Source organism: Acinetobacter sp. GW821-FHT01E09, assembly GCF_059422385.1.
This window is the reverse complement of the sequence record NZ_JBWKWU010000001.1, coordinates 1,981,304-2,003,827: the sequence shown is the minus strand read 5'-3', so window position 1 is coordinate 2,003,827 and position 22,524 is coordinate 1,981,304. Positions and strand designations below refer to the sequence as shown.

At 36.0% G+C, this 22,524-nt stretch carries 19 protein-coding genes, 1 tRNA gene and 1 pseudogene; 9 read left to right on the top strand and 12 right to left on the bottom strand.

All coding sequences use genetic code 11. The features are described from left to right. Positions 1-93 precede the first annotated feature (93 nt). The 5 genes from AC07U8_RS09070 to AC07U8_RS09050 form a co-directional block, all read right to left on the bottom strand. Complete coding sequence (locus AC07U8_RS09070; protein ID WP_244015827.1) at positions 94-618, bottom strand: COG3650 family protein; 525 nt, start codon at positions 616-618, stop codon at positions 94-96. Between the two features lie 26 nt (positions 619-644). Continuing rightward, positions 645-1,076 carry a 2-amino-4-hydroxy-6-hydroxymethyldihydropteridine diphosphokinase gene (locus AC07U8_RS09065; RefSeq protein WP_419312144.1) on the bottom strand — a complete coding sequence of 144 codons (432 nt, stop codon included), beginning with the start codon at positions 1,074-1,076 and terminating at the stop codon, positions 645-647. Further along, the gene (folB, locus tag AC07U8_RS09060; RefSeq protein WP_004720998.1) at positions 1,033-1,413 is read right to left on the bottom strand and encodes a dihydroneopterin aldolase; all 381 of its coding nucleotides are present in this window, start codon (positions 1,411-1,413) and stop codon (positions 1,033-1,035) included. Before folB ends, AC07U8_RS09065 begins: the two co-directional genes overlap by 44 nt. A gap of 108 nt (positions 1,414-1,521) precedes the next feature. Next, positions 1,522-2,820, bottom strand: a complete 1,299-nt coding sequence (locus tag AC07U8_RS09055; protein ID WP_004721001.1) for an ABC1 kinase family protein — start codon at positions 2,818-2,820, stop codon at positions 1,522-1,524. 39 nt (positions 2,821-2,859) lie between these two features. Then, complete coding sequence (locus tag AC07U8_RS09050) at positions 2,860-3,642, bottom strand: HesA/MoeB/ThiF family protein (protein ID WP_494737733.1); 783 nt, start codon at positions 3,640-3,642, stop codon at positions 2,860-2,862. A gap of 299 nt (positions 3,643-3,941) precedes the next feature. On the opposite strand from AC07U8_RS09050, the gene AC07U8_RS09045 reads away from it, so the two are divergent. Together AC07U8_RS09045 and AC07U8_RS09040 are read left to right on the top strand one after the other, a co-directional pair. Continuing rightward, positions 3,942-4,415, top strand: coding sequence for an Lrp/AsnC family transcriptional regulator (locus AC07U8_RS09045; protein WP_004721004.1), 474 nt, complete (start codon positions 3,942-3,944; stop codon positions 4,413-4,415). A 164-nt stretch (positions 4,416-4,579) separates the two neighbouring features. Further along, positions 4,580-5,053, top strand: coding sequence for a GrpB family protein (locus AC07U8_RS09040; protein WP_494737732.1), 474 nt, complete (start codon positions 4,580-4,582; stop codon positions 5,051-5,053). A 245-nt stretch (positions 5,054-5,298) separates the two neighbouring features. On the opposite strand, the gene AC07U8_RS09035 is transcribed toward AC07U8_RS09040, so the two are convergent. The 3 genes from AC07U8_RS09035 to AC07U8_RS09025 all read right to left on the bottom strand — a co-directional run bounded on the left by AC07U8_RS09035 (position 5,299) and on the right by AC07U8_RS09025 (position 8,732). Then, a complete protein-coding gene (locus AC07U8_RS09035) occupies positions 5,299-6,753 on the bottom strand; it encodes a hypothetical protein (RefSeq protein ID WP_034612843.1) in 1,455 nt (484 codons plus the stop codon). Positions 6,754-7,312: 559 nt separating this feature from the next. Next, complete coding sequence (locus AC07U8_RS09030; RefSeq protein WP_004821088.1) at positions 7,313-8,062, bottom strand: YebC/PmpR family DNA-binding transcriptional regulator; 750 nt, start codon at positions 8,060-8,062, stop codon at positions 7,313-7,315. A gap of 106 nt (positions 8,063-8,168) precedes the next feature. Next, the gene (locus tag AC07U8_RS09025; RefSeq protein ID WP_494737731.1) at positions 8,169-8,732 is read right to left on the bottom strand and encodes a 1-acyl-sn-glycerol-3-phosphate acyltransferase; all 564 of its coding nucleotides are present in this window, start codon (positions 8,730-8,732) and stop codon (positions 8,169-8,171) included. 747 nt (positions 8,733-9,479) lie between these two features. On the opposite strand from AC07U8_RS09025, the gene AC07U8_RS09020 reads away from it, so the two are divergent. The 3 genes from AC07U8_RS09020 (at position 9,480) to AC07U8_RS09010 (ending at position 11,926) form a co-directional block, all read left to right on the top strand. Then, entirely contained in the window at positions 9,480-9,908 is a 429-nt protein-coding gene (locus AC07U8_RS09020; RefSeq protein ID WP_494737730.1) for an MAPEG family protein, read from the top strand. Positions 9,909-10,374: 466 nt separating this feature from the next. Continuing rightward, entirely contained in the window at positions 10,375-11,481 is a 1,107-nt protein-coding gene (locus AC07U8_RS09015) for an OmpW/AlkL family protein (protein ID WP_004821080.1), read from the top strand. Positions 11,482-11,692: 211 nt separating this feature from the next. Then, positions 11,693-11,926 carry a DUF2171 domain-containing protein gene (locus AC07U8_RS09010; protein WP_494737729.1) on the top strand — a complete coding sequence of 78 codons (234 nt, stop codon included), beginning with the start codon at positions 11,693-11,695 and terminating at the stop codon, positions 11,924-11,926. A gap of 426 nt (positions 11,927-12,352) precedes the next feature. Here the strand turns inward: AC07U8_RS09010 and AC07U8_RS09005 are convergent. Further along, a pseudogene (locus AC07U8_RS09005) lies at positions 12,353-12,522 on the bottom strand (hypothetical protein). Positions 12,523-12,833: 311 nt separating this feature from the next. On the opposite strand from AC07U8_RS09005, the gene AC07U8_RS09000 reads away from it, so the two are divergent. The 3 genes from AC07U8_RS09000 (at position 12,834) to AC07U8_RS08990 (ending at position 15,083) form a co-directional block, all read left to right on the top strand. After that, positions 12,834-12,980, top strand: a complete 147-nt coding sequence (locus AC07U8_RS09000) for a hypothetical protein (protein WP_494737728.1) — start codon at positions 12,834-12,836, stop codon at positions 12,978-12,980. Positions 12,981-13,571: 591 nt separating this feature from the next. Beyond that, positions 13,572-13,648: transfer RNA gene (locus AC07U8_RS08995), tRNA-Ile, on the top strand. Positions 13,649-14,045: 397 nt separating this feature from the next. After that, the gene (locus AC07U8_RS08990; RefSeq protein ID WP_096733959.1) at positions 14,046-15,083 is read left to right on the top strand and encodes a jacalin-like lectin; all 1,038 of its coding nucleotides are present in this window, start codon (positions 14,046-14,048) and stop codon (positions 15,081-15,083) included. Between the two features lie 91 nt (positions 15,084-15,174). On the opposite strand, the gene AC07U8_RS08985 is transcribed toward AC07U8_RS08990, so the two are convergent. The 3 genes from AC07U8_RS08985 to atzF are packed head-to-tail and all read right to left on the bottom strand — an operon-like array spanning position 15,175 to position 21,320. Next, on the bottom strand, positions 15,175-15,867 hold the full coding sequence (locus tag AC07U8_RS08985; protein WP_151802035.1) for a GntR family transcriptional regulator: 693 nt from the start codon (positions 15,865-15,867) through the stop codon (positions 15,175-15,177). 3 nt (positions 15,868-15,870) lie between these two features. Next, positions 15,871-19,473, bottom strand: coding sequence for an urea carboxylase (gene uca, locus AC07U8_RS08980; RefSeq protein ID WP_494737727.1), 3,603 nt, complete (start codon positions 19,471-19,473; stop codon positions 15,871-15,873). Between the two features lie 14 nt (positions 19,474-19,487). Continuing rightward, positions 19,488-21,320, bottom strand: a complete 1,833-nt coding sequence (gene atzF, locus AC07U8_RS08975; RefSeq protein WP_209826569.1) for an allophanate hydrolase — start codon at positions 21,318-21,320, stop codon at positions 19,488-19,490. 885 nt (positions 21,321-22,205) lie between these two features. Here atzF and AC07U8_RS08970 point away from each other — a divergent pair. Next, positions 22,206-22,478: a putative quinol monooxygenase gene (locus tag AC07U8_RS08970; protein WP_096733956.1), complete on the top strand. Its 273-nt coding sequence runs from the start codon at positions 22,206-22,208 to the stop codon at positions 22,476-22,478. Positions 22,479-22,524: the final 46 nt, after the last annotated feature.

The following is a 22,524-nucleotide window of genomic DNA, read 5'->3' as shown; positions in this document are numbered from 1 at the left end:
TTACAAGCCCACTTGCTGGGCTTGTTTTTTAGCATTTTACTAGGGTCTGCCTAACTCACATTTTGATGTAGCAATGTGGATTAAAATAAAAAATTACTCAGCATCGCCCAAAAGTAATTTAGCTGTATTCGGTGCCAACTTTACAGTTGCAACAGGCAATAAAGATGGATTAAGCGGATATCGAGTTCCATCAAATTTCAACATCACTTGTCCATGCTTTCGGCTATAAACCAGCAATTGCTTCCAACCATTATGCAGATATGTTGTGGCGTAAACTGGCGTATCCACCAAGGTTGTTTTACTTAAAAAGTCAAACTGTTGATTGGGTTTGCCTTGAAAGATCAGCATTGTACAACCACCGGACCCACACCAATCTTGTCCTTTTAAAAGCACGATGGCTTCATCTTGCCCATCTTGATTGAGATCATCAAATGCCACATCCAATAAAGCTTGATCTTGTGTATAAGCATTCACTTTTTGCTTAAGATTGTTATCTCGCTGTTGTAAGATTTGTACTTCACTTACAGCTTGTGCTGGTGTAACGGATTGTTCAGGTAAATGGCGACATGCACTGAATAAAAGTACGCAACTGAATAATGCCAAGGGCTTAAAATACATTGTTTTTAACCGAGTTATTTTAAAGACTATAAAATGATAACTGGAAATTGATCTGTGGAATGTGTGAATAATGCATCTTCCCAAAGATCAGACATCGGCACTTTAACATCCAACGCCAAGGGTAGTTTCTTTGGATTAAATTGCATTGCAGTTAAATGAGATCCCCATGCAATGAGATCAATATCCAAGGAAATTTGATGTGATGGGCGTACACGACCTGAGTCTGCTTCCATCTTTTTTAATAAAGATAGCATTTCATCTACAGACAGCTGGCTTTGAACCAAACATGCAGCATTCCAATAATCTGCACCAATTCCATCACGGCATGGAATTAAATAGATTGGAGAAAATGACACCATTCCCAAAAGGGCAATCTGAGCAAATGCTTTTTGAAAATTTTGTTGTGGATCGCGATTACTCGCTAGAGCTAGGGCGAATATCATTTCGGTGTCGTTCAAGACGAATTCCTACAGAATTGGCTTGCGGGATAATGGCAGGCTTACGGATCGTAATCATAATCGATTCAATAGGCGGAAAGGTAGAGAAAAGCGTATTCAACACCAATTTGGCTGCATGTTCGATCAATTTTGGCGCAGCATCCTGAATCACTTTGGCAGAAATTTCACAAATTTCAGCATAGTTCAACGTATCGACCAATTCATCTGAGTTAGACGCTTGTTCTAAACTGGTTTGAATGTGGAGATCCAACATTAAAGGTTGGATAATTTGCCGTTCCCAATTGAAGCAGCCAATCACCGTCTCAACTTTCAACCCTTCAATGATAATTGCATCCATGACGTTTATAAATTCTCAATGTAAATAAAAAAATGCCCTTTTAAAAAGGGCCAAGTAAGATTTTACAATCAAACTCAACCAGCTTTTCACAAAGGGAAAACATCTATATCAATGTTTTAACAGCGACACAGGATCAATATTTTGCACCATCTGTAAACGTTGGTCAGCATAAATATCGGTATATGGCGCAAGAACACGCATAAAACGATCAAAATAAAGCATTTGCTTAAATAATAAAGCGAAGTCACGTGGGAAACGAATACCATGACGCTCGCCCACACCCACCATGTCCATCATGATGTCATTTAAATCCGATGGATTAGACGTCATAATTTTTTGTGGATCTGCAAGCAGTACTCCACTAAATAAACGTTCTAAATCTTCTGCCAAAACCTGCGTATCGACTTGAGTGCTGGTCATGCCCATACCCAACATATTTTCAGCCATCAATTTGTAATCAGTCTTTTGCAAAGCATCCATAAATGCCATACATGCTTGCCAAACTTCAGGTTTTAACTGCCCAACGATACCAAAATCAATAAAACCAATACGGCCATCTTCAAGCAACATTAGATTACCTGCATGCAAATCGGCATGGAAAGACTGGCATAACATCAAACTACCAAACCAAGTATTCATGGCGGTAATCAGCACTTGAGATGGATCTTTCGCGACCTTTCTCACCACATCAAAATCAGTCAATGGCACACCATACAAGCGTTGCATGGTAAGTACCCGACGTGTTGAAAATTGATGATAGACCTTTGGTGCGGTTGCTGCGGTGTTTTGCGACACATTAAGATAATTCACAAAATCATCTAAATTTTGTGCTTCTTCAATAAAATCAACTTCACGTACCATCCGAGTTTTAATTTCATCAACAATATCTGCCAATGAAGCGAATTTTACTTTTGGAATCGCTTTTTCCAACACCTTTGTTGCCCAGTGCAATACATTTAAATCAGTATAAAGAATAGTTTCTACACCTGGTTTTTGCACTTTAATTACAACATCTTCACCGGTCACCAATTTGGCCGCATGAACCTGAGCAATAGACGCTGAAGCAAGAGGCTTTTCATCAATAGATGCAAAGATTTCACTTAAATTACGTCCAGCAAACTCTTGTTCCAACACGTCCTGAACATAGCTAAATGGTAAATAAGGCGTTTGATCTAAACAGCCTTGAAACTCTTCAACATATTCACGAGGAAATAAAGATGGTGTGCTGGCAATAAATTGACCCAATTTAATATAAGTTGAGCCTAATGATTCAAAGGTTTCACGCATCAGTTTGGCATTACTTGGTTTTTCAGTGGCGTATTTAATGCCAGCTTTGGCAGCGATGACAGCAGTTTCCCCAACTCGGGCAACTGAACGCAGACCATCTAAAAAGATATTATTTTTCATAATGTCAACATTAAATTGAATTTGTATAAGTGTAGCAAATTAATCAGCATTTGCAGTATGGCTTGCCTGACAGTTTGTACAATCTCTATCTTTTTCAAAGGCTAAAATTCGTTGTTTCATTGTTAATCCATCCCATAGCATCAGTTTTTGTTTCAGTGGGGTTTTCGCTAAACCTAAATATAGAAGTGCATGATGTGCCTGTAAACTTGCCATGACATTGGGTGTGGTGGCCAATACACCAGAGTCAGCACAACGTAGACTTTCATTATGCTGTTGCGCTTTGGGAAATAAACATTCATAACAAGCTGAGTCACCGTCAACCATAAAAAGCTGACCTTGGAAACCAATTGCGGACGCACTAATCAACGGGATATGCATTTGGGTACAGATATGGTTCACTAGATAACGGGTGGTAAAGTTATCGCAACCATCCAAGACTAAATCTTGCTGAGCAATCAATGCTTGCGCATTATTTTCATCCAATTTACTGGTATAGCTTTCTACTTGGATAAAAGGATTAATTGTTTGTAATCTCTTGGCCAAGATCTCCGATTTATAAAACCCGACATCTTGCGCAACATAGGCAATTTGTCTTTGTAAATTACTGATTTCAACCGTATCAGCATCAATCAAACTAATTTTTCCAACACCTGCACGCGCCAACAATTCGGCAGTGGTACACCCTATTCCACCGCAACCAACAATCAGTACATTGGCGAGTTTTAATTTTTCCTGTGCCTCAATATCCCAACCATCCAGTAGAATTTGACGGGAATAGAGATGCATTTCAGATTCGGTAAGTTCTAGATCGTGTTCAAGCATGGGTGGATAAACATTTCAATTTTAAACAGTATAAAGTAAAAATTTTATAGGGGAGCAATAACTAAAAATAATCTTTAACTCTTTTGATTATGTCTTAGCAATTAGCGCAATGTTTTCAACGGTTCATTTGCAAGCGCATCATAATATGAATCAACACAGAATACAGTCAAATTTAAACTGTTTCATTTTCCATAACCTAGCGTTTTATGATATTTATTCTCAAAAATGATTCAAATATTGAAAAACTATAAAAATCAATCTACATTAATACAGAAAATTTTTTCAAGCTGGATAAAAATATGGAACTGGATCGTTACGACAAACAAATTTTAGAAATTTTAACCCATGAAGACATCAATCTAAATGAATTGTCAGAACGTATTAACCTGTCAGTAAGTTCTGTCCATCGTCGTATCAAACACTTGATCGAAACTGATATCATGACCAATCTAAAGCGTGATATTAATTTTGAAAAATTAGGCTTTAAATTACATGTCATTTTACAAATTTCCCTAAGCAAACATGACACCGATACCTTTGCTAAATTTTTAGAAGAACTCGAAAACATCCCTGAAGTGATTAACGCCTTTTTAGTGACTGGGCAAACCGCTGATTTCCTTGTCGAAGTTATCGCAAAAGATATGGAGAATTACAGTGAAATTTTACTCAAACGGATTGGTAAAATTGAGCATGTGGTTGCACTACATTCAAGCTTTGTGATTAAAGAATATAAACGCGTGTTTAATTGTACTGGCCTACTCAATCGAATTTAAATTATGTATTGAGCTAGTTTAGTTTCTACACGATGAATAGAATGGACTTAAAAGTCTACGAAGCAAAGCTACTCTCATTGGTCTTAAACATTGGTTTTATGATGTTTTAAATAAGTAGAATTTAAAAATCAAAGATATCAGATTGTATTTGAATGGGTCTTTTTATGAGATTTTATTTTGCCGAAGAATATCAACCACAATGCAATGCACGGTTTGCGTATTATCAAACTCAAATCAAAGCACTTTTAACCAATGCAGAGATTGAGCACATTGGCGCCTCTTCGATTCCAAATGCAATCTCTAAAGGAGATTTAGACATTTATATTGCAGTGGATCAATCTGAATTTAATGATGCAATTCAAAAGCTTTGCCACTTAAACTTTCAAGAAAAATTAGCAACACTGAGAACGGATCAACTGTGTATGTTGGAATCGCTCAATGGTGATGATGTCGCCTTTCAATTGGTTGTCAAAGGTTCTGAATTTGAGTCATTTATTAAGTTTAGAGATAAACTCCGGCAATCGCCTGAACTGGTGCAAACGTACAATGATCTAAAAAAGCGTTGTGAAAATTTAGATATGATCGATTATCGGATTGAAAAAAATAAATTTATTTCTGCTGTTTTAAATCAGCAATAAATTCTCTCAATAAAAAACGCACCCAAAGGCGCGATTAACATTCAATTGAATCAATATGTTGCATTTTTGTTGCACTCAATATTTTCATTTATTAAATTAAAAAAATAATCATGTTTTATTAAAAATTTATCATTATTGCACTGCCTGAATCACTCTTAACCAGATATGATTTATTACTGATGCTCAGATTGTCAGTATCCGTAATGTTCTCTTTTAAATTCTGTACAAATTCCAGTAAATTAAGATTAACAAAATTTAAGACTACCATAACAATTTGGGGCAAAATTTTGCCCATTGAGCTGAAGGTTAGATAGATTCATTTGTAGGGGAGCAACATTTGATAAATTTACATTTCCAATATTTGCATCAAGTCCATTTCCACTAATAATTCCACCAAGATCATTCGTTCTAGCAGGATATTGCTGTAAATAATCTCCAGCTTTCGTAGCAAATTGACCAAGCAATGGCTCAATACTTAATTTTTGGGTTGGTTCTACTCGACCTATACTGATAGGATCTGCAAGTGCTAACCACCAACCTGGCTGTGCAATATTTAAGGATTCAGAACCTGGCCACAATAAACTCTGATTTTGTAAGCTTAAAGATGCAGCCGAATTCACCTGTAAGCTATGAATAAAGCCAAGAGCTTCTTGAAAATTTACAGTCGCTTTCGCACCACTTACTGAACCACTCATTTTGATATTAGTAAATTGACGCCCTGTTGGTGCTGCTAAACAAGCAGGAATTAAAAAAACCGTGTTTTGACATCCTGTTATCTTAGCGTCTACGGGATTACCAGCTGTGTATACTGCTGTTGTGGTTCCATTTGCATCAAAGGTTGTTCTACCTATTGCTGGATAATCATTTCCTGTCCCTAAATTAATAGTTGGAATATCAACAGATGCAGATAAACCAACTGATGTCTTACGATTTCCTACAACAACAATTTGGGAGGTTTCAAAAGGAAGGTTATTCATTTCTGGAATACTGAATCCCCCTCCAGTTGTGATGAAACTTGCATTTGCTAATCCAATTGCAACTAAGTTGCCTTTAATTGGATATGTAGCTAGATTCATAAACTGTGCAGCAGTATCGGCATATCCTTTAATTTTACTTTGTTCTGCAACAGTAGTACCAATACCTGACTGTACTTTCATGTATCCAGAGAAACTATTTAGTCCATTCGCAACAGATGAATTTTCTGTTCCCAAAGTCATCAGACCTAGTATTTTCTCGGCACTCAGCCTCAATCCTACCATTTCTCTTGTTGATGACTGACCAGGATTTTTAATTGCAAACTCAATGAAAGGGTTAGTTAATTTTGCACTGGAACTTGCTCTGCCAGAATTAGTATCAGAAATACCACTTAAACTTAAATTATCAATATCAATGTCACATCCACCAGCCCCGTTCAATCCCCCACAACCTAGCTGTAATTTTTTAATATTAGCATTCAACTCTAGTTCTGCTTCCAAACCTAAGCGATAAAAACCGATATTCTGGCTACCGCCAGTACGCTGTCTTTCCAAGTTATCTGAATCATTAGGTGCAATAAAAGACATACTCATTAAAGCCTGACCAGTAGTCGCTGACATTTCACTTTCTGACATAGGTTGAAAAGTTTCAGAACTTGCATAAACTAAATGGTTGCTAAAACAGATTAACCCCAAAAAAGCATTTGATAAAAATACCTTTTTCATTATAAAAATCCTTTTTTCATTGTAAGAATACTTATTAGTTTAAAAATTCAAACAATTACTTTTATTAATAATTGCAATGTAATTTTGATGTAATTGTATACTTTTTTTTATTCTTCTCAACTCTTTTTAATTTACCTAAACATTCTAATGTATAAAAATTTTTGACTATTGAAGACTGTGGTCTATAACTAAAAAGAGAACTCCAGCATTGCCCACCGTGAGTGGGTTTTCATCTCAAAATCCGATCTTAAATTCACCATACGCAAGCTTTATAATTGTTTTGGCAAAATTTTCAGTGTTAACTAAAATCGACAGTGCATCAGAAATTTCATTCAGGCTAAAAGAGTATTCAAATCGTCCAATTTCCATTAAATCTTTGATTGATTGATCAACAGAAGCAATATTGATCTCATCTTGTTGAAGGATTTTATTTAAGTAATTTAAATTTAGTCAAATGAAAAACAACTTATAAACCATTGTTTTTTATTTAATAAATTAAATTTAAACACGTAATAATAAAAACGCACCCAAAGGTGCGTTTTATCAACTCAAATCAGACTTAACTGTCTAATTCAGCCAATACTTCATCTGTGAATTCAACGTTGGTATATACGTTTTGAACATCATCAAGATCTTCAAACATATCAATCATTTTCACAATGAGTTTTGCTTGATCCACATCAGCAATCAATGCTTTTGTTGATGGGCTCATAACCACTTCTGCATTATCAGATTTTAAACCAGCAGCAGTCAAAGCATCTTGTACATCACCAAAACTTTCTGGTGTAGTGATCACTAAGATTTCATCTTCGTTCACTTCGATATCTTCAGCGCCAGCTTCCAAAGCCACATCCATGATTTTGTCTTCTAAAGAAACATCTTCAAAAGTAATCTCACCACGTTTGGTAAACAAGTATGCCACTGAACCCGCAGTACCTAAGTTACCATTGGTTTTAGAAAAACAATGACGTACATCAGGCACAGTACGATTAAGGTTATCGGTCATGGTTTCTACGATAACCGCAACACCACCCACACCATAACCTTCATAAGTGACTTCTTTTAAATCATCGTTGTCTTCACCACCAGCACCACGTTGGATAGCACGGTTGATCGTGTCACGTGTCATATTCACTGAAAGTGCTTTTTCGACAACAGCACGTAGACGAGGGTTACTTCCCACATCAGGACCGCCAAGTCTTGCTGCTGTGGTTAATTCACGAATATATTTGGTAAAAACTTTACCACGACTTGCATCTTGTTTTGCTTTGCGATGCTTAATATTGGCCCACTTGGAATGACCCGCCATGCGAAATATGCTCCTGTAGATTGGCTTTATGCCATATCAAATTGCGGCAATTCTACCATAAGCACTTTTTTATGAGAAAGTGCTTATTTTTTAGATTTAATGCAAATTAAGAATTTTTTGCTTCAGGAATCACAATATCGAGCCCTGTATGTTGTTTATATAGACGTTTAATTTCTGCTAAGTCTTGAACTAGATCTGTTGGGTAAATTTTTCCAAAGATCCCACCCTGTTTTGTTTTTGAGTTTGCATACATTAAAACAATAGGAACACCAGCTGCTTTTGCGATATGCCAAAAACCAGTACGGATCGGTTTACGTGCTTGCCCTCGTTCTGCGCGAGTTGCTTCTGGTGCAATCACTAAATTAAACTCTTCATTACTCTGAAACAGATCAACCATTTGAGAAACGATGTCTTTGTTTGACTTTCGATCTACAGGAATACCACCAATTTTTTCTAAAATCGGTTTTAAAGGCCCTTTAAATAATTCTTTTTTAATTAAAGTATGGATTTTAATGTCATGAATTTGAAAAATTGCCAATGACAACACAGCATCCATCATGGATGTATGTTCAAAACCGATGATGACTTGTTTTTTTTCTAATACACTTTGATCAACTTCGTATGACCAACCTGAGAGCTTAAAAGTAAGTTCTCCCAACATCTTTTTCATAAATACCTGACATCATAAAATCATAATTTGCGAATTGTCCGAGTAAAAGCTTAAAAAGACAATCTCTATTGTGCTTATTTTTTACATTTGTATATTTATTTTTGTCATTTTAAACCCTTGTTTTGCTATACCGAAATGTATGCTTAAAATAGGAAATCGTTAATCGCACCAATATCATCTAACTTCCTCTAGAACAAAATATAAATTTTTCATAAAAAACACTCATATAAATCATAATCTCAATAATAAAACTCAAATCAATATTTTTTATCTTGTTAAAATCATTTAGACTTTAGTCTTAATTGCGCCATAAGCTCCAAAATTTTATCTGCAAAAGGATTGCAATATGTTGATGCCCCTATTTGGTGTAAGTGCCTTAGTCTTTGTTTTGATTTGTACATGGAGCGTATTTGAAATTTATTTAGAAAAACGAAAAAAGTAACACTGCATATTATTCCCGCTCAATAGCCACAAACTTCGCTAGATCATCGTATACCGCAACACACTCAGCAGCAGCTCTCATTGACTCAAAACTTAGATCATTGTTAGAACTATCCAATTAATTTTCAATTGTGGTTAAGTTTCTAATCATTCATTTTTATTTTACCTCCCCTCTAAAAATTAAATCAGAGCCATCAAACATTAAAACTGCTTCTAAAAAATTTCGCTCGACAAAGTTAAAAAATCACTTTAAATAGATACACTTAATTAAGTACTTCCTAAAGCATATAAAATAAATGGGGATCTATGAATAATCTACTACATATCTATGCATTTTGTGTGGTTTTGCTTTTTTTTAAAATGCTTGCAATCTCTTGTTATCAAGGATTTTATCGTATAAAGAATAAAGCGTTTAAAAATACCGAAGATGCTAATTTTGTCAGTGTTCAAGCCAGACCCGAAGAACTACCACAAGTGACCAGAGCCAGCCAAGCTTGGGCAAATGATCTAGAAAATATTCCCGTGTTTTGGCTGCTTGGAGGGCTTTGTATCGTATTAAACCTAAGCAGTGATTTCATTGTCTGGGTCTTTTGTATTTTTACGATTGCAAGAATCACACATACAGTCACCTATCTCTGTGCAATTCAACCATGGCGCAGTATTTCTTATGCTGTTGGAATAATCTGTCTTATTATTTTGGCGATTCAAATCATAATCACATGTATTGGATTTTAAATAAATGCATATCAATAGACATTAACTGATCATTTTATGCTTTATTCACTGTTTTATAATCATTCATTTCTTTATAAGTTGTATTCTATAGTTGGAAAAATAATACAACTTATATCGATAATTCATCAAAAATATTCTATGAATAATAATTAAATTTAGATTTACTAATTTATCTTATAATTTTTTCAATATAATCAAAAGTAAAGTAAATTTATCAAAAAGTAAAACTATGTCACTATTTTGTAATACTTTATTTATATGAAAAATATAATTAAAAATACATTATTTTCAAACAACTCTATGATTTTATGTTTTTTATATTACTTTTCAATCATTATTTATTAACTTTTAAGTCTTAATACCATTTTTAAATTAGAGTTTTTACTCTACTTATTGGTTGTTTTATGTAATTTTAATAATCTCATTGTCAAGAAGACAGTGATTGTATTTAAAAGGATGAATCAAAGTGAAAATAAAAAAGATCTTTCAAAAAGCCATCGTTACTACCTCACTCTTGTGTATTGCGGGAATAAGCCAAGCTGAAGATTTTAAACGCTTCTCGGTTTCTTCGGGTTGGTTGCATATGTCATCAATGGGGAAAGCACAACCTTTTAGGATTAATACCTCTGTGGGTAATGGTACTAAAGCTGCTGTGGGGGTAATTACAGGCCAAACCATTTTAAATAATGTCGATCAATCTCGTATTGATGCGATGGATCCCAACCTAATTAGCTTGCTCAATGCACCAAGTAATGAAGAAGGACGATATTTATTTGATGACCTGCTGGATGTAATCATGGCAGACGACCCAACCTTAATCGACCAATTAACAGGAATTGCTGAAATCAATGGGATTGCCAATTGGTCAGCGGATGCTGGTTTGGAAGTTGAGGATGTAGACACGTTAGGTATGATGTTTACTTATAATGTCACTGACAATGTTGCCGTTCAATTGATTGCAGGGATTCCACCAAAAGTTGATCTAAAAGGGAAAGGTACTGTCTATGCACCCTTTTCAGCAACATCTCAGCCACTTCAAGGCTTAGTAGGCGATTTGTATTTAAAAAACAATCTTTTGATTACAGATTTGGATAGTTATAACACTGCTGCATCTGCTAGAGCTTGGACGCCTGCAATACAAGCGCAGTACTATTTTGGTAAATCTGGTGTCAATAAGTTCAGACCATTTGTAGGTGCTGGTTTAATGTATGCCTACTTCAACGAGATCGAAATTAATTCAGGAATTGAAAATGATTTGATACGTGCTGGACATATGATTCAAAACATTCATGATGGTAAAGCAGGTGCTTCTCTAGAAGGAAAACAATCAAGCGGCAACATGAAAGTTAAGGTAGATGCTACTGATGCCATTGCACCGATTGTTACTGCTGGTTTTACCTATGACTTTAAACAAAACTGGTTTGCGACTGCCTCTATTTCGTATGCGAAGTTAGACAATACTGCAACCATTACAGTCCTCAACACCAACAACAATGCAAAGCTTATTCAGGCTAAAACTAAAATTGAGATCGACCCACTAATCACTTACCTTGGTGTAGGTTATCGTTTCTAAGTCTATCTGTTAAAACCTGAAGCCATTACAGCAACTTAAATACTGTAATGGCTTCATTTATAATTAATTTCAAAAAATTACCATGTATAAAATTTAATTCATTAAGTAATTATTTCGGCTGTCTTGTAGCCTTTTCATTTCAGACCAAGACTCACCTACCTATTTCATATAAGGTAAATATTCAAATCACATTTCAATAGGAAAGTATCAAATGACTTCTATCAATGTTGAAAGTATTAAGAATCATGCCGATGTTATTGCCTCTTGTGGAACCAAAGTTGGTGAGGTAGATCACCTTGTTGGAGCAGACCAAATTAAGCTGACCAAACATGGCGATGGACATCACCATGTCATCCCAACATCTTGGGTTGGTGAGATAAAAGGCGAAAAAGTTATCTTAACTAAAGATTCTCAAGAGATTAAAGACACTTGGCTAGAAGTATAGATTTGGCCTATTACAACTGAGTTATATTCAATTTTATAGGTGTCTCGTTCTGAAGTAGATTGACACTTATTTCATATAAAACGCTCGATGAAATTCATCGAGCGTTTTATATTTGATTAAATCTTATTTTTTGAGACTTTCGTATCTTCATCTAACCTTAATTGGCGTTGTCTTTCGCCTTCATTGATAAGATCAAGGCGTTTCCCCCAATATTGAATTGCATATTAATATTCACTCTTTTTGCTTGTTGATATATTTTCTATTCTAGAATTTATAAGTAGTAATATGGATAATGACTAACTGTGTAATATTTCAAATAACCCTATAAGTAAACTTTAAAAATCATCGTTAGGATGCTCTCATTTAGTTTTAGAAATTAATAGTTTATTTAGCAAATAAAAAATCCACCGAGGTGGATTTAATCAGTTAAGAATGCTGTGTTTTTCTTTTCCCACCACCATCCTGCTTATTTACAGTCGCCCAAGCAATACGTTCTGCATCTTCATCTGAGCGACCTTTTTTTTCTCACTTTCATAAATATGTTGCGCTTGTCTTTTCTGCTTTGCTGTATATGCTGATTTATCACCTATAGACATAATCACCTCTCCATATAACGTTAAATAAAAGCATTGTTTTTATAGCATGGATTATTTTATTCGCTGTTTAGTGTTGTAAGTACTTGTGAATTTAAGCCCTGTTTATTTATTTCAACTCAATATAGAATACCAATTAACACTATGTTTTTATTTTAAAAATAACTAGCCATTATTTTAAAGCATCATTTCATTTAATACTTAATCTTTCATTTAATCTACATTGATCACTTTTGAACAACATTTATTCACACAGTATTGATGAGATTAGTCCACCATATAAATTAATCACTTGATAAATCTTAGAGGTTAATATGCAATATGATAACAACTCATCACCTGCTCAAGAAAGATCAGAAAAAGCACAAGAAAAGCGTAGAATCCCTAAATATATTTTACTCTTGGTGGGTCTATTTTTAATTGCGATTGTGATCTATATGCTTGCGAGCTGGCAAGGCTAAGTTAGAGTAATGTGCAGCTATTTTTAAATGACTTATTTTTGATTGTATAGTCCATAATTGATCTTGCTTGAAGATACTTTAAATTGAGGTAATCCATAAAAGCTTGGTTTGCTATAGCTGCCGTAGACTTCTTTTTCTCGATATTTAATTGTTGTTGCTGCTCTAATATTTTTTGCTTTTTTATGGTTGGGATTTATTCCTTATGCCATTTGTAGCAATTTCCCCTGTGCTAAGTCATGCGCTTTCCCTAGACTGATATTTCCATATAATCCAAAGTCGTGCGCACAGATCTACTAAGAACTTTCTTTCAGCGATAGTAAGTTTTATCGCTGTTATTTACACGTACAACAAAGCCAATCAACTCCTTATCTCTATAAATCGTAGATCTAAGCTCCAATTGATCAATAAATGTCTTTGTCAGCTTTACTCTTGGTGTTGACCTATATAGAATCTCTAGCTGTCGCAATGCTAAACACTATATCAAGCTATTCTCTACAGTCTACTTGTAAAAAAAACTTGATAAACTCTAAAATCTTAGATAGTATTGCACACGTTCCAAGTAGTTGATAATTAATCAATTCACTTGATGAAGGGCCTGTAGCTCAGTTGGTTAGAGCAGCGGACTCATAATCCGTTGGTCCCCAGTTCAAGTCTGGGCGGGCCCACCATATTAAACCTCGTAGATTATTGATTTATGGGGTTTTTTATTGTCTAAATTTTTTGACCATCGAAGAGTAAAGCAGATGAAAAATAAAAATATTAGAGATATTCGAGACTTTTAGTATTCATTTTGTTTGTATTGCATTTGGCATTATTGAGACTGAATACTGGTTATCAAATTAATTGCTTGTCATAGTTAACTAGACAAGCATTTATTTATACGTTTGATGAGGTACAAGTTGATACGACTTGCTATTTCTTAGGCATCACAATCATTAAAGATTAAAGGATTGTCATAGTAACTTATTTTTTTCATATGTTAATTATCTAATACCCAATTCTAGGGATATTTTTAATTCTTTTGGTCGTTTATAAAATAACTTCTTAAACCAAAAGGAATATAAAATGACTATTAATTATAAATATAGTGAAACCGAAAAAGTAGGCGGTAACGGAGGTAATCCTTTTAAAATACAATTAAAAGAAGATGCCGTGAAAAAATTAACAATATTCTTCGATAAAAACTGTATTAGAGGTATAGAAATTTTATCGGCTAAAGATGAATTGACACTAAAGGGAAGTAAAACTGATAAGTATCAATCTATATCTTTTCAAAGTGATGAAACGATTACATCTTTAATTGTTTATAAAAATCATTATCGTAACGGGAGATGTTCTGGAATATCCTTAAGAACTAATAAAAATAAAACTTTATATATCCCACCGATTGGTGATTCAGAATCTCATTCGCTAAATGGTGGTAAATTAGTCGGTATTCTTGGGAACTCAGGATCAGATATAGATTCTTTAGGCTTTATCTATACTTTAGATATTCTTAGCTATAAATTAAAAAATGTTTCATATGACTTATCCAAACTTGAAACGGCTGTGGCACCTCAAATAGTAGCAAAAATCACTTTTATTAATAAAAGTGATATTACTCAAAAAGGCTCACACACTGAATCTAAAACAGTAACTAAAACATCTTCATGGAGTTGTTCATTAGGTGTTAAAGTTGGTGTTAAAGCAAGTGGTGAGGCTGGTGTTCCTTTATTAGCTAAAGGTAAATGGGAAATTTCAACAGAAGTTAGTTTTGCTTATACTTTTGGAGAGTCTGTCAGCGAAACTACTACCTATAATTTCACAACGAATTTAGATATCCCACCACATAGTAAAATTACATGTGAAAACATTCTGAATGAAGGAAAAATCAGTCTTCCATATAAAGGCACAGCTGTTTTAGAATTTGAAGATGGCAGTTCTTTGGAACTTCCCGAATCTGGTATATACAAAGGTATTGGAAGTTTTGAATCATCAAGTGTCATTCTTCCTCCTGAACCAATATTGGGATCACCTAAAAACCAAAACATTGAAGTATTCTCTAATAATCAGGAAATTCCAGAAAAAATAATTATTTTGGAGGATGATTTAGTACAAGTTTAATAATTTTATTTTCCCATTATTATACCAAGCCGTTCTAGAATCGACTCTACTAGAACGGTTTTTCATAACTATTCAAGTTCAACCCCTTCGTCTAAATAAATTGACTAGAATCTAGCATTTGCAATGTAATTTTCTTTACCTCATCGCGGCTCTGTTTAATATGTTCGGTAATCGCATTTAAGGCAGAATCCCGCTCTTTTCTAAAAATAAAACCTAAAATAGTCTGATGCTCAGCATAAGTTGCCTCTATACGATATTGTTTGGAGAAATCTAAGCGTCGAATAATCCTAATTTTTTCACTCAGATCTCGATGTATTCGTGCCATTTCCTGATTACCTGCTGCACGAACAAGAGAACAGTGAAAATCTTCGTCTTGTTGAGAAAGCGCCTTAATGTCTTTTAGGTACTCCTCAGGTTCGATACACCATAAATCTTTTAATACTACTAACTCAATTGATGGTTCCCCAATATGAGTACAAAGTATTTCGATTGCGGCTTTTTCTAAAATGATGCGAACATCATACAGTTCTTCATAATATCTAAAGTTCAGTGGTCTTACCTGCCAACCACTTCGAAAACTAACTTCGACATAACCCTCCTGCTGTAAACGATATAAAGCTTGACGTATAGGGGTGCGACTCACTTGATAAGTTTTAGCAATTTCTGACTCAGTAAAACGCTCACTCGGCATCAGTTTAAAATCAAAAATATCATTCTTGATTCTTCGGTAAACCAGCTCAGACAAATTGTCTGAGCTTTTTAAAGGATTTTTTATTCCTGTCATATCCTATTCCATATAGACCAATGGCTCACCACTATGTACTGTCTGACCAGCGCGACAAGTCACAGCTTTTACAATACCGTCTTCAGATGCATATACAGGTAATTCCATTTTCATAGCCTCGATGATCGCTACAGTTTCACCTTTCTTCACCACTTGACCATGTTCAACCAATATTTTCCATATATTGCCTGTCATTGAGGCATTTAAAGCGACAAAGTGACTAAAATCTTGCTGTTCAATGTAATCCTCTTGGGTTTCTTCTGGATGGATAAAATCTTCTTTCCATCGTTCAACTTCAGTCTTAAAGGCAAGCTGCTGTTTTTCTTTAAACACCTCAATGCTGTCAGCTTCATCCTCTAAAAATTTACAATATTGAGCATAATCAAATTCAGTTTCTTCAATTTGAATTTGAGCTTGACCATTGGCAAAATCTAAACGCCACTGATCTAATTCAGCTTCAGAGACCTCAAAAAATTTGATTTGATCAAAAAATTGCAGAAACCATTGTTTATCACCAAATTGTTTATTCTTTTTAAATTTATTCCAGATTGGTAATGTGCGACCAATTAATTGATATCCACCAGGTGAATCCATTCCATAAATACACATGTACATACCACCAATTCCCACAGTCCCTTCTGCGGTAAATGTACGTGCTGGATTATATTTAGAGCTTAACAAACGTTGACGCGGATCAATGGGTACTGCGCAAGGTGCTGTCAGATAAACATCTCCTAATCCAAGCACGAGATAATTTGCATTAAATAAGATTTGTTTAACTTCATCACGGTGTTTCAAACCATTAATTCGCTGAATAAAATCCACATTATTTGGAAGCCACGGTGCTTTGGCGCAAACACTTTCCTGATATCGTTCAACTGCACTCAGGGTGGCACTATCTTCAAATGCCATGGGTAAATAAACGATACGTGATGGTATTTTAATCTGACTTAGATCCCCCATTTGTTCTTCTAAATAGAGCAGTTCAGCAATTAGATTCTTTTGTGGGATGATCAAGCCATCATATTTAATTTGTAAGGAACGAACGCCAGGTGATAATTCTAAAATACCTGCAATATTACGAGCACGTATCAGTTCTATCAATTTGTGGACACGTAATCTAAGCGAGAGGTCCAGAATATTGTCGCCATACTCAAGTAAGATATAACTATCACCTGCTTGACGATAAACTGTTTTTGGAGAAAGCTGCATAGCCTCTCTTTGTGCCAAAATCGTCGTACCCATTTCCGCTTTAGAAATAGGGGCTACATCTGGAACAGCAGTTGAAAAGTTTTCAATCAAATCTAGCTGCTGTTGTTCTAATTGATTCGCTTGTTCTACGCTTAATGGATAAAAAGAGATTTTATCATCTGCTTTAAGTTGTCCGATTTTCCATAATTCTGCTTTAGCAATGGTTACTGGACAAACAAAACCACCTAGACTTGGTCCATCTTTAGCTAAAATAACAGGAAAATCACCTGTAAAGTTGATTGCGCCAATAGCATATTCACAGTCGTGTACATTGGATGGATGTAATCCAGCTTCACCACCATTTTCTCGTGCCCAACTTGGCGTTGGCCCACTTAAACGGATTCCTAAACGGTTTGAGTTAAAATGAACAGTCCATTCTGAAGCAAAGAATTCTTCAATATATTCTTGTTTAAAGAAATCTGGTGCGCCATGTGGACCATATAGCACGCCGATTTTCCATTCAGTGCTATAGCTTGGAATTAAGTGATTAGACAATGCTTGTGGTTGTGCAATGGCAATAGGTAATTCATTCGTAAGTAGAGTCGGATTCACCATTTTAATCGTATCACCTGCACGAAGTGTACGACCAGCATGACCTCCAAAATTACCTAATGCAAAAGTCGAGCGACTGCCTAAATATACCGGGACATCCAAACCATCACGTACTGAAAGATATGTTCGGCAACCCAATTCAACCTGACCTAATTCAAGTATCTGCCCAGACTTGACTGTAATCGGTTGCCAAAAATGAATAGCTTGATCATCAAGATATGCAGAACACGGCGCACCTGTTAATGCAATGGTGGTATCAGCATGAAATTTTAACGTAGGCCCCATCAAGGTGAATTCAAAACCTGCAGCTTTAGCATCATTGCCTACAATTTTATTTGCCAATTGGAAAGCAAAATCATCCATAGGGCCTGATGGTGGGACGCCAATATCCCAATAACCAACACGCCCAGGGTAATCTTGAATCGAACTTAATGTCCCCGGCTGAACCACTTCAATCACCCGAGGTGTATATTTAAAGTCATCTAGCATTCGTGTCCAGATTTGCATACTTTCAAAGCGAACATCTGAAATAATCTCACGCGCATAATCAAGATTGGTACTAATACCGTTGAGGCGTGCTTCAGCTAATGCTTGTTTCAGCTTTTGTATCGCAGCCGCACGGTTTTCAGCATGAACGATGATCTTGGCAATCATTGGATCAAAATATTGAGAAATTTCAGTGCCTGTAGATACCCATGTATCAACTCGAATCCCTTCGGGGAAATAAACATCAGTTAAAACACCTGGACTCGGCTGAAAGTTCTTAACGGGGTCTTCTGCATAGACCCGAACTTCTATAGCAGCACCTTGGGGCTGTATATGCGCTAAGTCATCCCAGTCCAACCGATCCCCTGCTGCCACTTTTAGCATACATTCGATTAAATCCAACCCTGTTACCATCTCTGTTACAGGGTGTTCAACTTGAAGTCGGGTATTGACCTCTAAGAAATAAAACTCATCTCGTGCTGCATCATAAATAAACTCAACGGTTCCAGCGCTACGATATTGAACCGATTTTCCGAGCTCAATTGCAGCTTGATGTAGTTTTTTTCGTGTTGCGTCAGGTAAATTTGCTGCAGGTGTTTCTTCAACAATTTTTTGGTTACGACGTTGTAGTGAACAATCCCGTTCTCCCAAGGCAACAACTTGACCTTGACCATCACCAAATATCTGCACTTCAACATGACGTGCCTTATCTATAAAGCGTTCTAAAAAGACCCCAGCATCCTTAAAAAATTGCTCACCTAAGCGTTTTACACTTTCATAAGCTTCCATTAAAGCGTCTTTTGAGTCACATCGCGTTAAACCAATACCACCACCACCAGCGGTACTTTTCAGCATGATCGGATAACCAATTGTTTCCGCAGCTTCAAGTGCTTCATCTAAACTATTTAATAAACCTGTTCCGGGTGTCATTGGCACATTGGCAATAGCCGCCAGTTCACGTGCACGATGTTTTAGTCCGAATTCTAAAATTTGCTCGGCTGTAGGCCCCATAAATGCAATATCGTTTTCTTCACATGCTTGTGAGAACTCAGCACTTTCAGAAAGGAAACCATAGCCCGGGAAAATCGCCTGAGCGCCAGTATCTTTTGCGATTCGGATTAACTTTTCAATACTCAAATAAGTATCTGCGGGCTTAATTCCCTGCAAAGCAACTGCGTGGTCTGCATCTAATACATGCTGAGCATAACGATCAGTGTCTGAATAGACAGCTATACTTTTGATGCCCAATTTCTTTAAGGTTCGAATGGCTCTAACAGCAATTTCACCACGGTTTGCAATTAATACAGTATGAAACATGATGCTTTCCCCCCTTAATTCGATACAACTAGTGCTGGATTATTTCGCTGTTGGATATATGCACGCCATCCTCCTAAATGACTGATATTCTCTGCATCCTCCAAACCATAAGGTTCACAGATAAAGCCTTTTACCCAGCGACCATCTTCAAGCTCCACATTTCCCATACCCAGTGGTGTCGGGATTTCTGCAACAAACTCCCCAAAACGAGCAGTTGGAATATCCCAAAGTTCTACAATAATGGCGTTCCCCTCAGCTTCATTACGAGCAAGGCCGGGTTTAGGCGGCACTGTCCCATTCAATGCATATAGAGAATATTTACTGGCAGTTTTGGTTGTTTCGATATGTACAGCATCTCTGCTGGTCAATTGAAAATTCAGTGGCATACCTGTTAAATGTGCCCCCACAACAGCAACACGAATATGATGATCAGATCGGGCTAAATCCAGTTGAGCAGATTTCAATTTTGCTTGTGTTGCCCCTAACTTTAAATCAAGATATCGCTGCCAGAGTTTTCCAAAATGAACTAATGCAGCATCGTGCCAAGCAGGTGCAATTAAAGTAATTCCAAAAGGTAAGCCATCCACTCTAAATCCTGCGGGTAAAGCCAGTGCACTTAAATCAGCCAAATTGGTGAAATTGGTATATGTACCAAAATGAGAGTTAAACTTAATGGGTTCAATTTTCATTTCGTCGATTGTGTAAATTGTGGGTGATGTTGGTACGATCAAAGCATCAAATTGAGCTAATTTCTCCTGAATTTCACGTGCCAAATCTTGTTTTAGATACTCTGCGTTGTAAGCATCAATTGCTGTGTATTGATAACCCTGTTGAACAATTTCTAACACTGTTTGATCAAATGCTTCAGGATTGTGTTCGATAAAACCCTCTAAAGCAGCAGTTCGTTCAGCCACCCAAGGTCCTTGGTAAAGCTGTACTGCGAGTTTTTCAAATGCAGTAAAATCAATCTCTGTAATAGAAGCCTGAAAAGACTCAAGTAATTTTAGTGCTTGGCTAAACGCTTGTTCTGATTGCCGATCACCAAAAAAATTTAAAGTGTCGGGTATCGCAAAGTTGAGTTTTGAGGTAAAGCGTGCTGGTGCTGTTTTTGGATTTTTCCGCGAGTAACTATCTCTCGCATCATATTTTTCTAATAGATTGGCTACATATTCAGCATCTACGACTGTTAAAGCAAAAATCGAAATACAATCAACAGTCTTACAGGCAGGCAATAGACCATGATTTGAAAAACGCCCTTTGGTTGGTTTTAATCCAACAATATTGTTAAAACCAGCTGGAACACGACCTGACCCAGCAGTATCAGTTCCCAATGAAAAAGGCACCAAACCACGAGCCACTACGCTCGCTGAACCTGAACTTGATCCACCACTTACATAATTTGGATTAAAGCTATTTTTAACCGCGCCATAAGGCGATCGAGTGCCAACCAATCCTGTAGCAAATTGGTCCAAATTTGTTTTACCAACAACAACCGCACCAGCATTTTTTAATAATTGCACGAGTGCGGCATCTTGTTGAGCAGGATGAGAAATAATCTTACATGCCGCTGTCGACACAAATCCTTTTACATCAATATTGTCTTTAACTGCGAATGGAATTCCATATAACGGAAATTGCTTATAAATATTCTCTATGTCATGAGTATCGACTTGAAGATCTTCAATCTGTTGTTTGATTTGCTCAGCAGTCGCAATTGAAATCCATGCATTGTCCTGCGGATCGAAGTCACTCACTAAGTCACACAATTTTTCGATATTAATTTCACCAGTTTGGTAAGCCCGTTGCCAATCAATAATCGTCCAGCCACTCATTTTTTCTAAGTACATTGTTTGAATCCCATCTTGTATACAAGTTTGAGTTACATTTGCAGGATTCATGCCAAAAAATAACCATCTGTTTTTTATATTCTTTTTATATATGTGAGACTCACATGCAATAATTTAGATCAAATTTTTTTAATCAAAATGCAAGCTTGCTATTTATGAGTGCAATATAAAATGGGTGCTCTACTTAGGCAACTTCATCCACTTGGTCATCTAAATAGATTGAAGTCCGTAGCGGTCAACTGCTTTTTAGAGTGAGTCAGCATCGCCTTTATGCTCTTTCAAAAGCTCATGTTTTTTTATGATTTAATATTATTTTATCGTGGCGATCTTTTACGTTTTTTATGACTTTTCCTACAAATTTTTATTTTCTTATGTAGAGGAATATACCGATGTACGCTCTAAATATTAACCTTATATTTTAATTGCCGCTTCTCTATAAGCATTATGTAAGCAACCAATAAAAAATGCACATTAAATTTTTACGCAATAAATAGGGTCTGTTGAGATTTCATAAATGGATTGCGTTGTAGGTTAAAATTGAGCAGGCAAGGCATGAAATGAAGAGAATAGCGAGACTATTTTCGAGTTTCATAACGTAGGCTGAGATAATTTTAGCCACAACCCTGAGCAAGAACAAAGCACTGCTTTGTTTGCAGCGCAAGGCGCAGCGGGGGGACTAGCGTGTTTTTTGCCGCTACGTGTTACCTTGCGAAACGATGTTTCTCATCATTTAGAATGACTAAATTTCGTATTTCGCGCCTAGTATTGCCTAAAAAACACACGTAGTCGCAAACATAGACGAATTGTCAACAGACCCTATAATATATGCAAAACTCTTCCTACGCCTACATAAAACAACAGCTATATTTTATCAAGGAGAATGCGATGGTTAAGCTAAGTGGTCAGTTAATCTGTGTTTCTGAAGAAGAATTAAATATCGTAATAAAGTGTCTTCCAGAACATATCAAGTTAACCAGACAAGAACAAGGTTGTGTTTCTTTTGAGGTTAAACAAAGTCAAAATCCCTTAATTTGGGACGTGCATGAAGTGTTTGAGAATCGACAAAGCTTTGAAAATCATCAACGTAGAATATCTGGTTCTGTATGGGGAATTGAAACCCAAAACATTCAAAGATTGTATGAAATAACCCTCGATTAAAGGGCTATCTCAAAAATTTAAACTTTGCCTAGACTGCTCTATCCAC

What these genes read in the sequence shown, in the direction of transcription:
- AC07U8_RS09070 (WP_244015827.1), bottom strand. Translation starts at nt 618, where the DNA reads ATGTATTTTAAGCCCTTGGCATTATTCAGTTGCGTACTTTTATTCAGT.
- folB (WP_004720998.1), bottom strand. Translation starts at nt 1,413, where the DNA reads ATGGATGCAATTATCATTGAAGGGTTGAAAGTTGAGACGGTGATTGGC.
- AC07U8_RS09055 (WP_004721001.1), bottom strand. Translation starts at nt 2,820, where the DNA reads ATGAAAAATAATATCTTTTTAGATGGTCTGCGTTCAGTTGCCCGAGTT.
- AC07U8_RS09050 (WP_494737733.1), bottom strand. Translation starts at nt 3,642, where the DNA reads ATGCTTGAACACGATCTAGAACTTACCGAATCTGAAATGCATCTCTAT.
- AC07U8_RS09045 (WP_004721004.1), top strand. Translation starts at nt 3,942, where the DNA reads ATGGAACTGGATCGTTACGACAAACAAATTTTAGAAATTTTAACCCAT.
- AC07U8_RS09040 (WP_494737732.1), top strand. Translation starts at nt 4,580, where the DNA reads ATGAGATTTTATTTTGCCGAAGAATATCAACCACAATGCAATGCACGG.
- AC07U8_RS09035 (WP_034612843.1), bottom strand. Translation starts at nt 6,753, where the DNA reads ATGAAAAAGGTATTTTTATCAAATGCTTTTTTGGGGTTAATCTGTTTT.
- AC07U8_RS09030 (WP_004821088.1), bottom strand. Translation starts at nt 8,062, where the DNA reads ATGGCGGGTCATTCCAAGTGGGCCAATATTAAGCATCGCAAAGCAAAA.
- AC07U8_RS09025 (WP_494737731.1), bottom strand. Translation starts at nt 8,732, where the DNA reads ATGAAAAAGATGTTGGGAGAACTTACTTTTAAGCTCTCAGGTTGGTCA.
- AC07U8_RS09020 (WP_494737730.1), top strand. Translation starts at nt 9,480, where the DNA reads ATGAATAATCTACTACATATCTATGCATTTTGTGTGGTTTTGCTTTTT.
- AC07U8_RS09010 (WP_494737729.1), top strand. Translation starts at nt 11,693, where the DNA reads ATGACTTCTATCAATGTTGAAAGTATTAAGAATCATGCCGATGTTATT.
- AC07U8_RS09000 (WP_494737728.1), top strand. Translation starts at nt 12,834, where the DNA reads ATGCAATATGATAACAACTCATCACCTGCTCAAGAAAGATCAGAAAAA.
- AC07U8_RS08990 (WP_096733959.1), top strand. Translation starts at nt 14,046, where the DNA reads ATGACTATTAATTATAAATATAGTGAAACCGAAAAAGTAGGCGGTAAC.
- AC07U8_RS08985 (WP_151802035.1), bottom strand. Translation starts at nt 15,867, where the DNA reads ATGACAGGAATAAAAAATCCTTTAAAAAGCTCAGACAATTTGTCTGAG.
- uca (WP_494737727.1), bottom strand. Translation starts at nt 19,473, where the DNA reads ATGTTTCATACTGTATTAATTGCAAACCGTGGTGAAATTGCTGTTAGA.
- atzF (WP_209826569.1), bottom strand. Translation starts at nt 21,320, where the DNA reads ATGTACTTAGAAAAAATGAGTGGCTGGACGATTATTGATTGGCAACGG.
- AC07U8_RS08970 (WP_096733956.1), top strand. Translation starts at nt 22,206, where the DNA reads ATGGTTAAGCTAAGTGGTCAGTTAATCTGTGTTTCTGAAGAAGAATTA.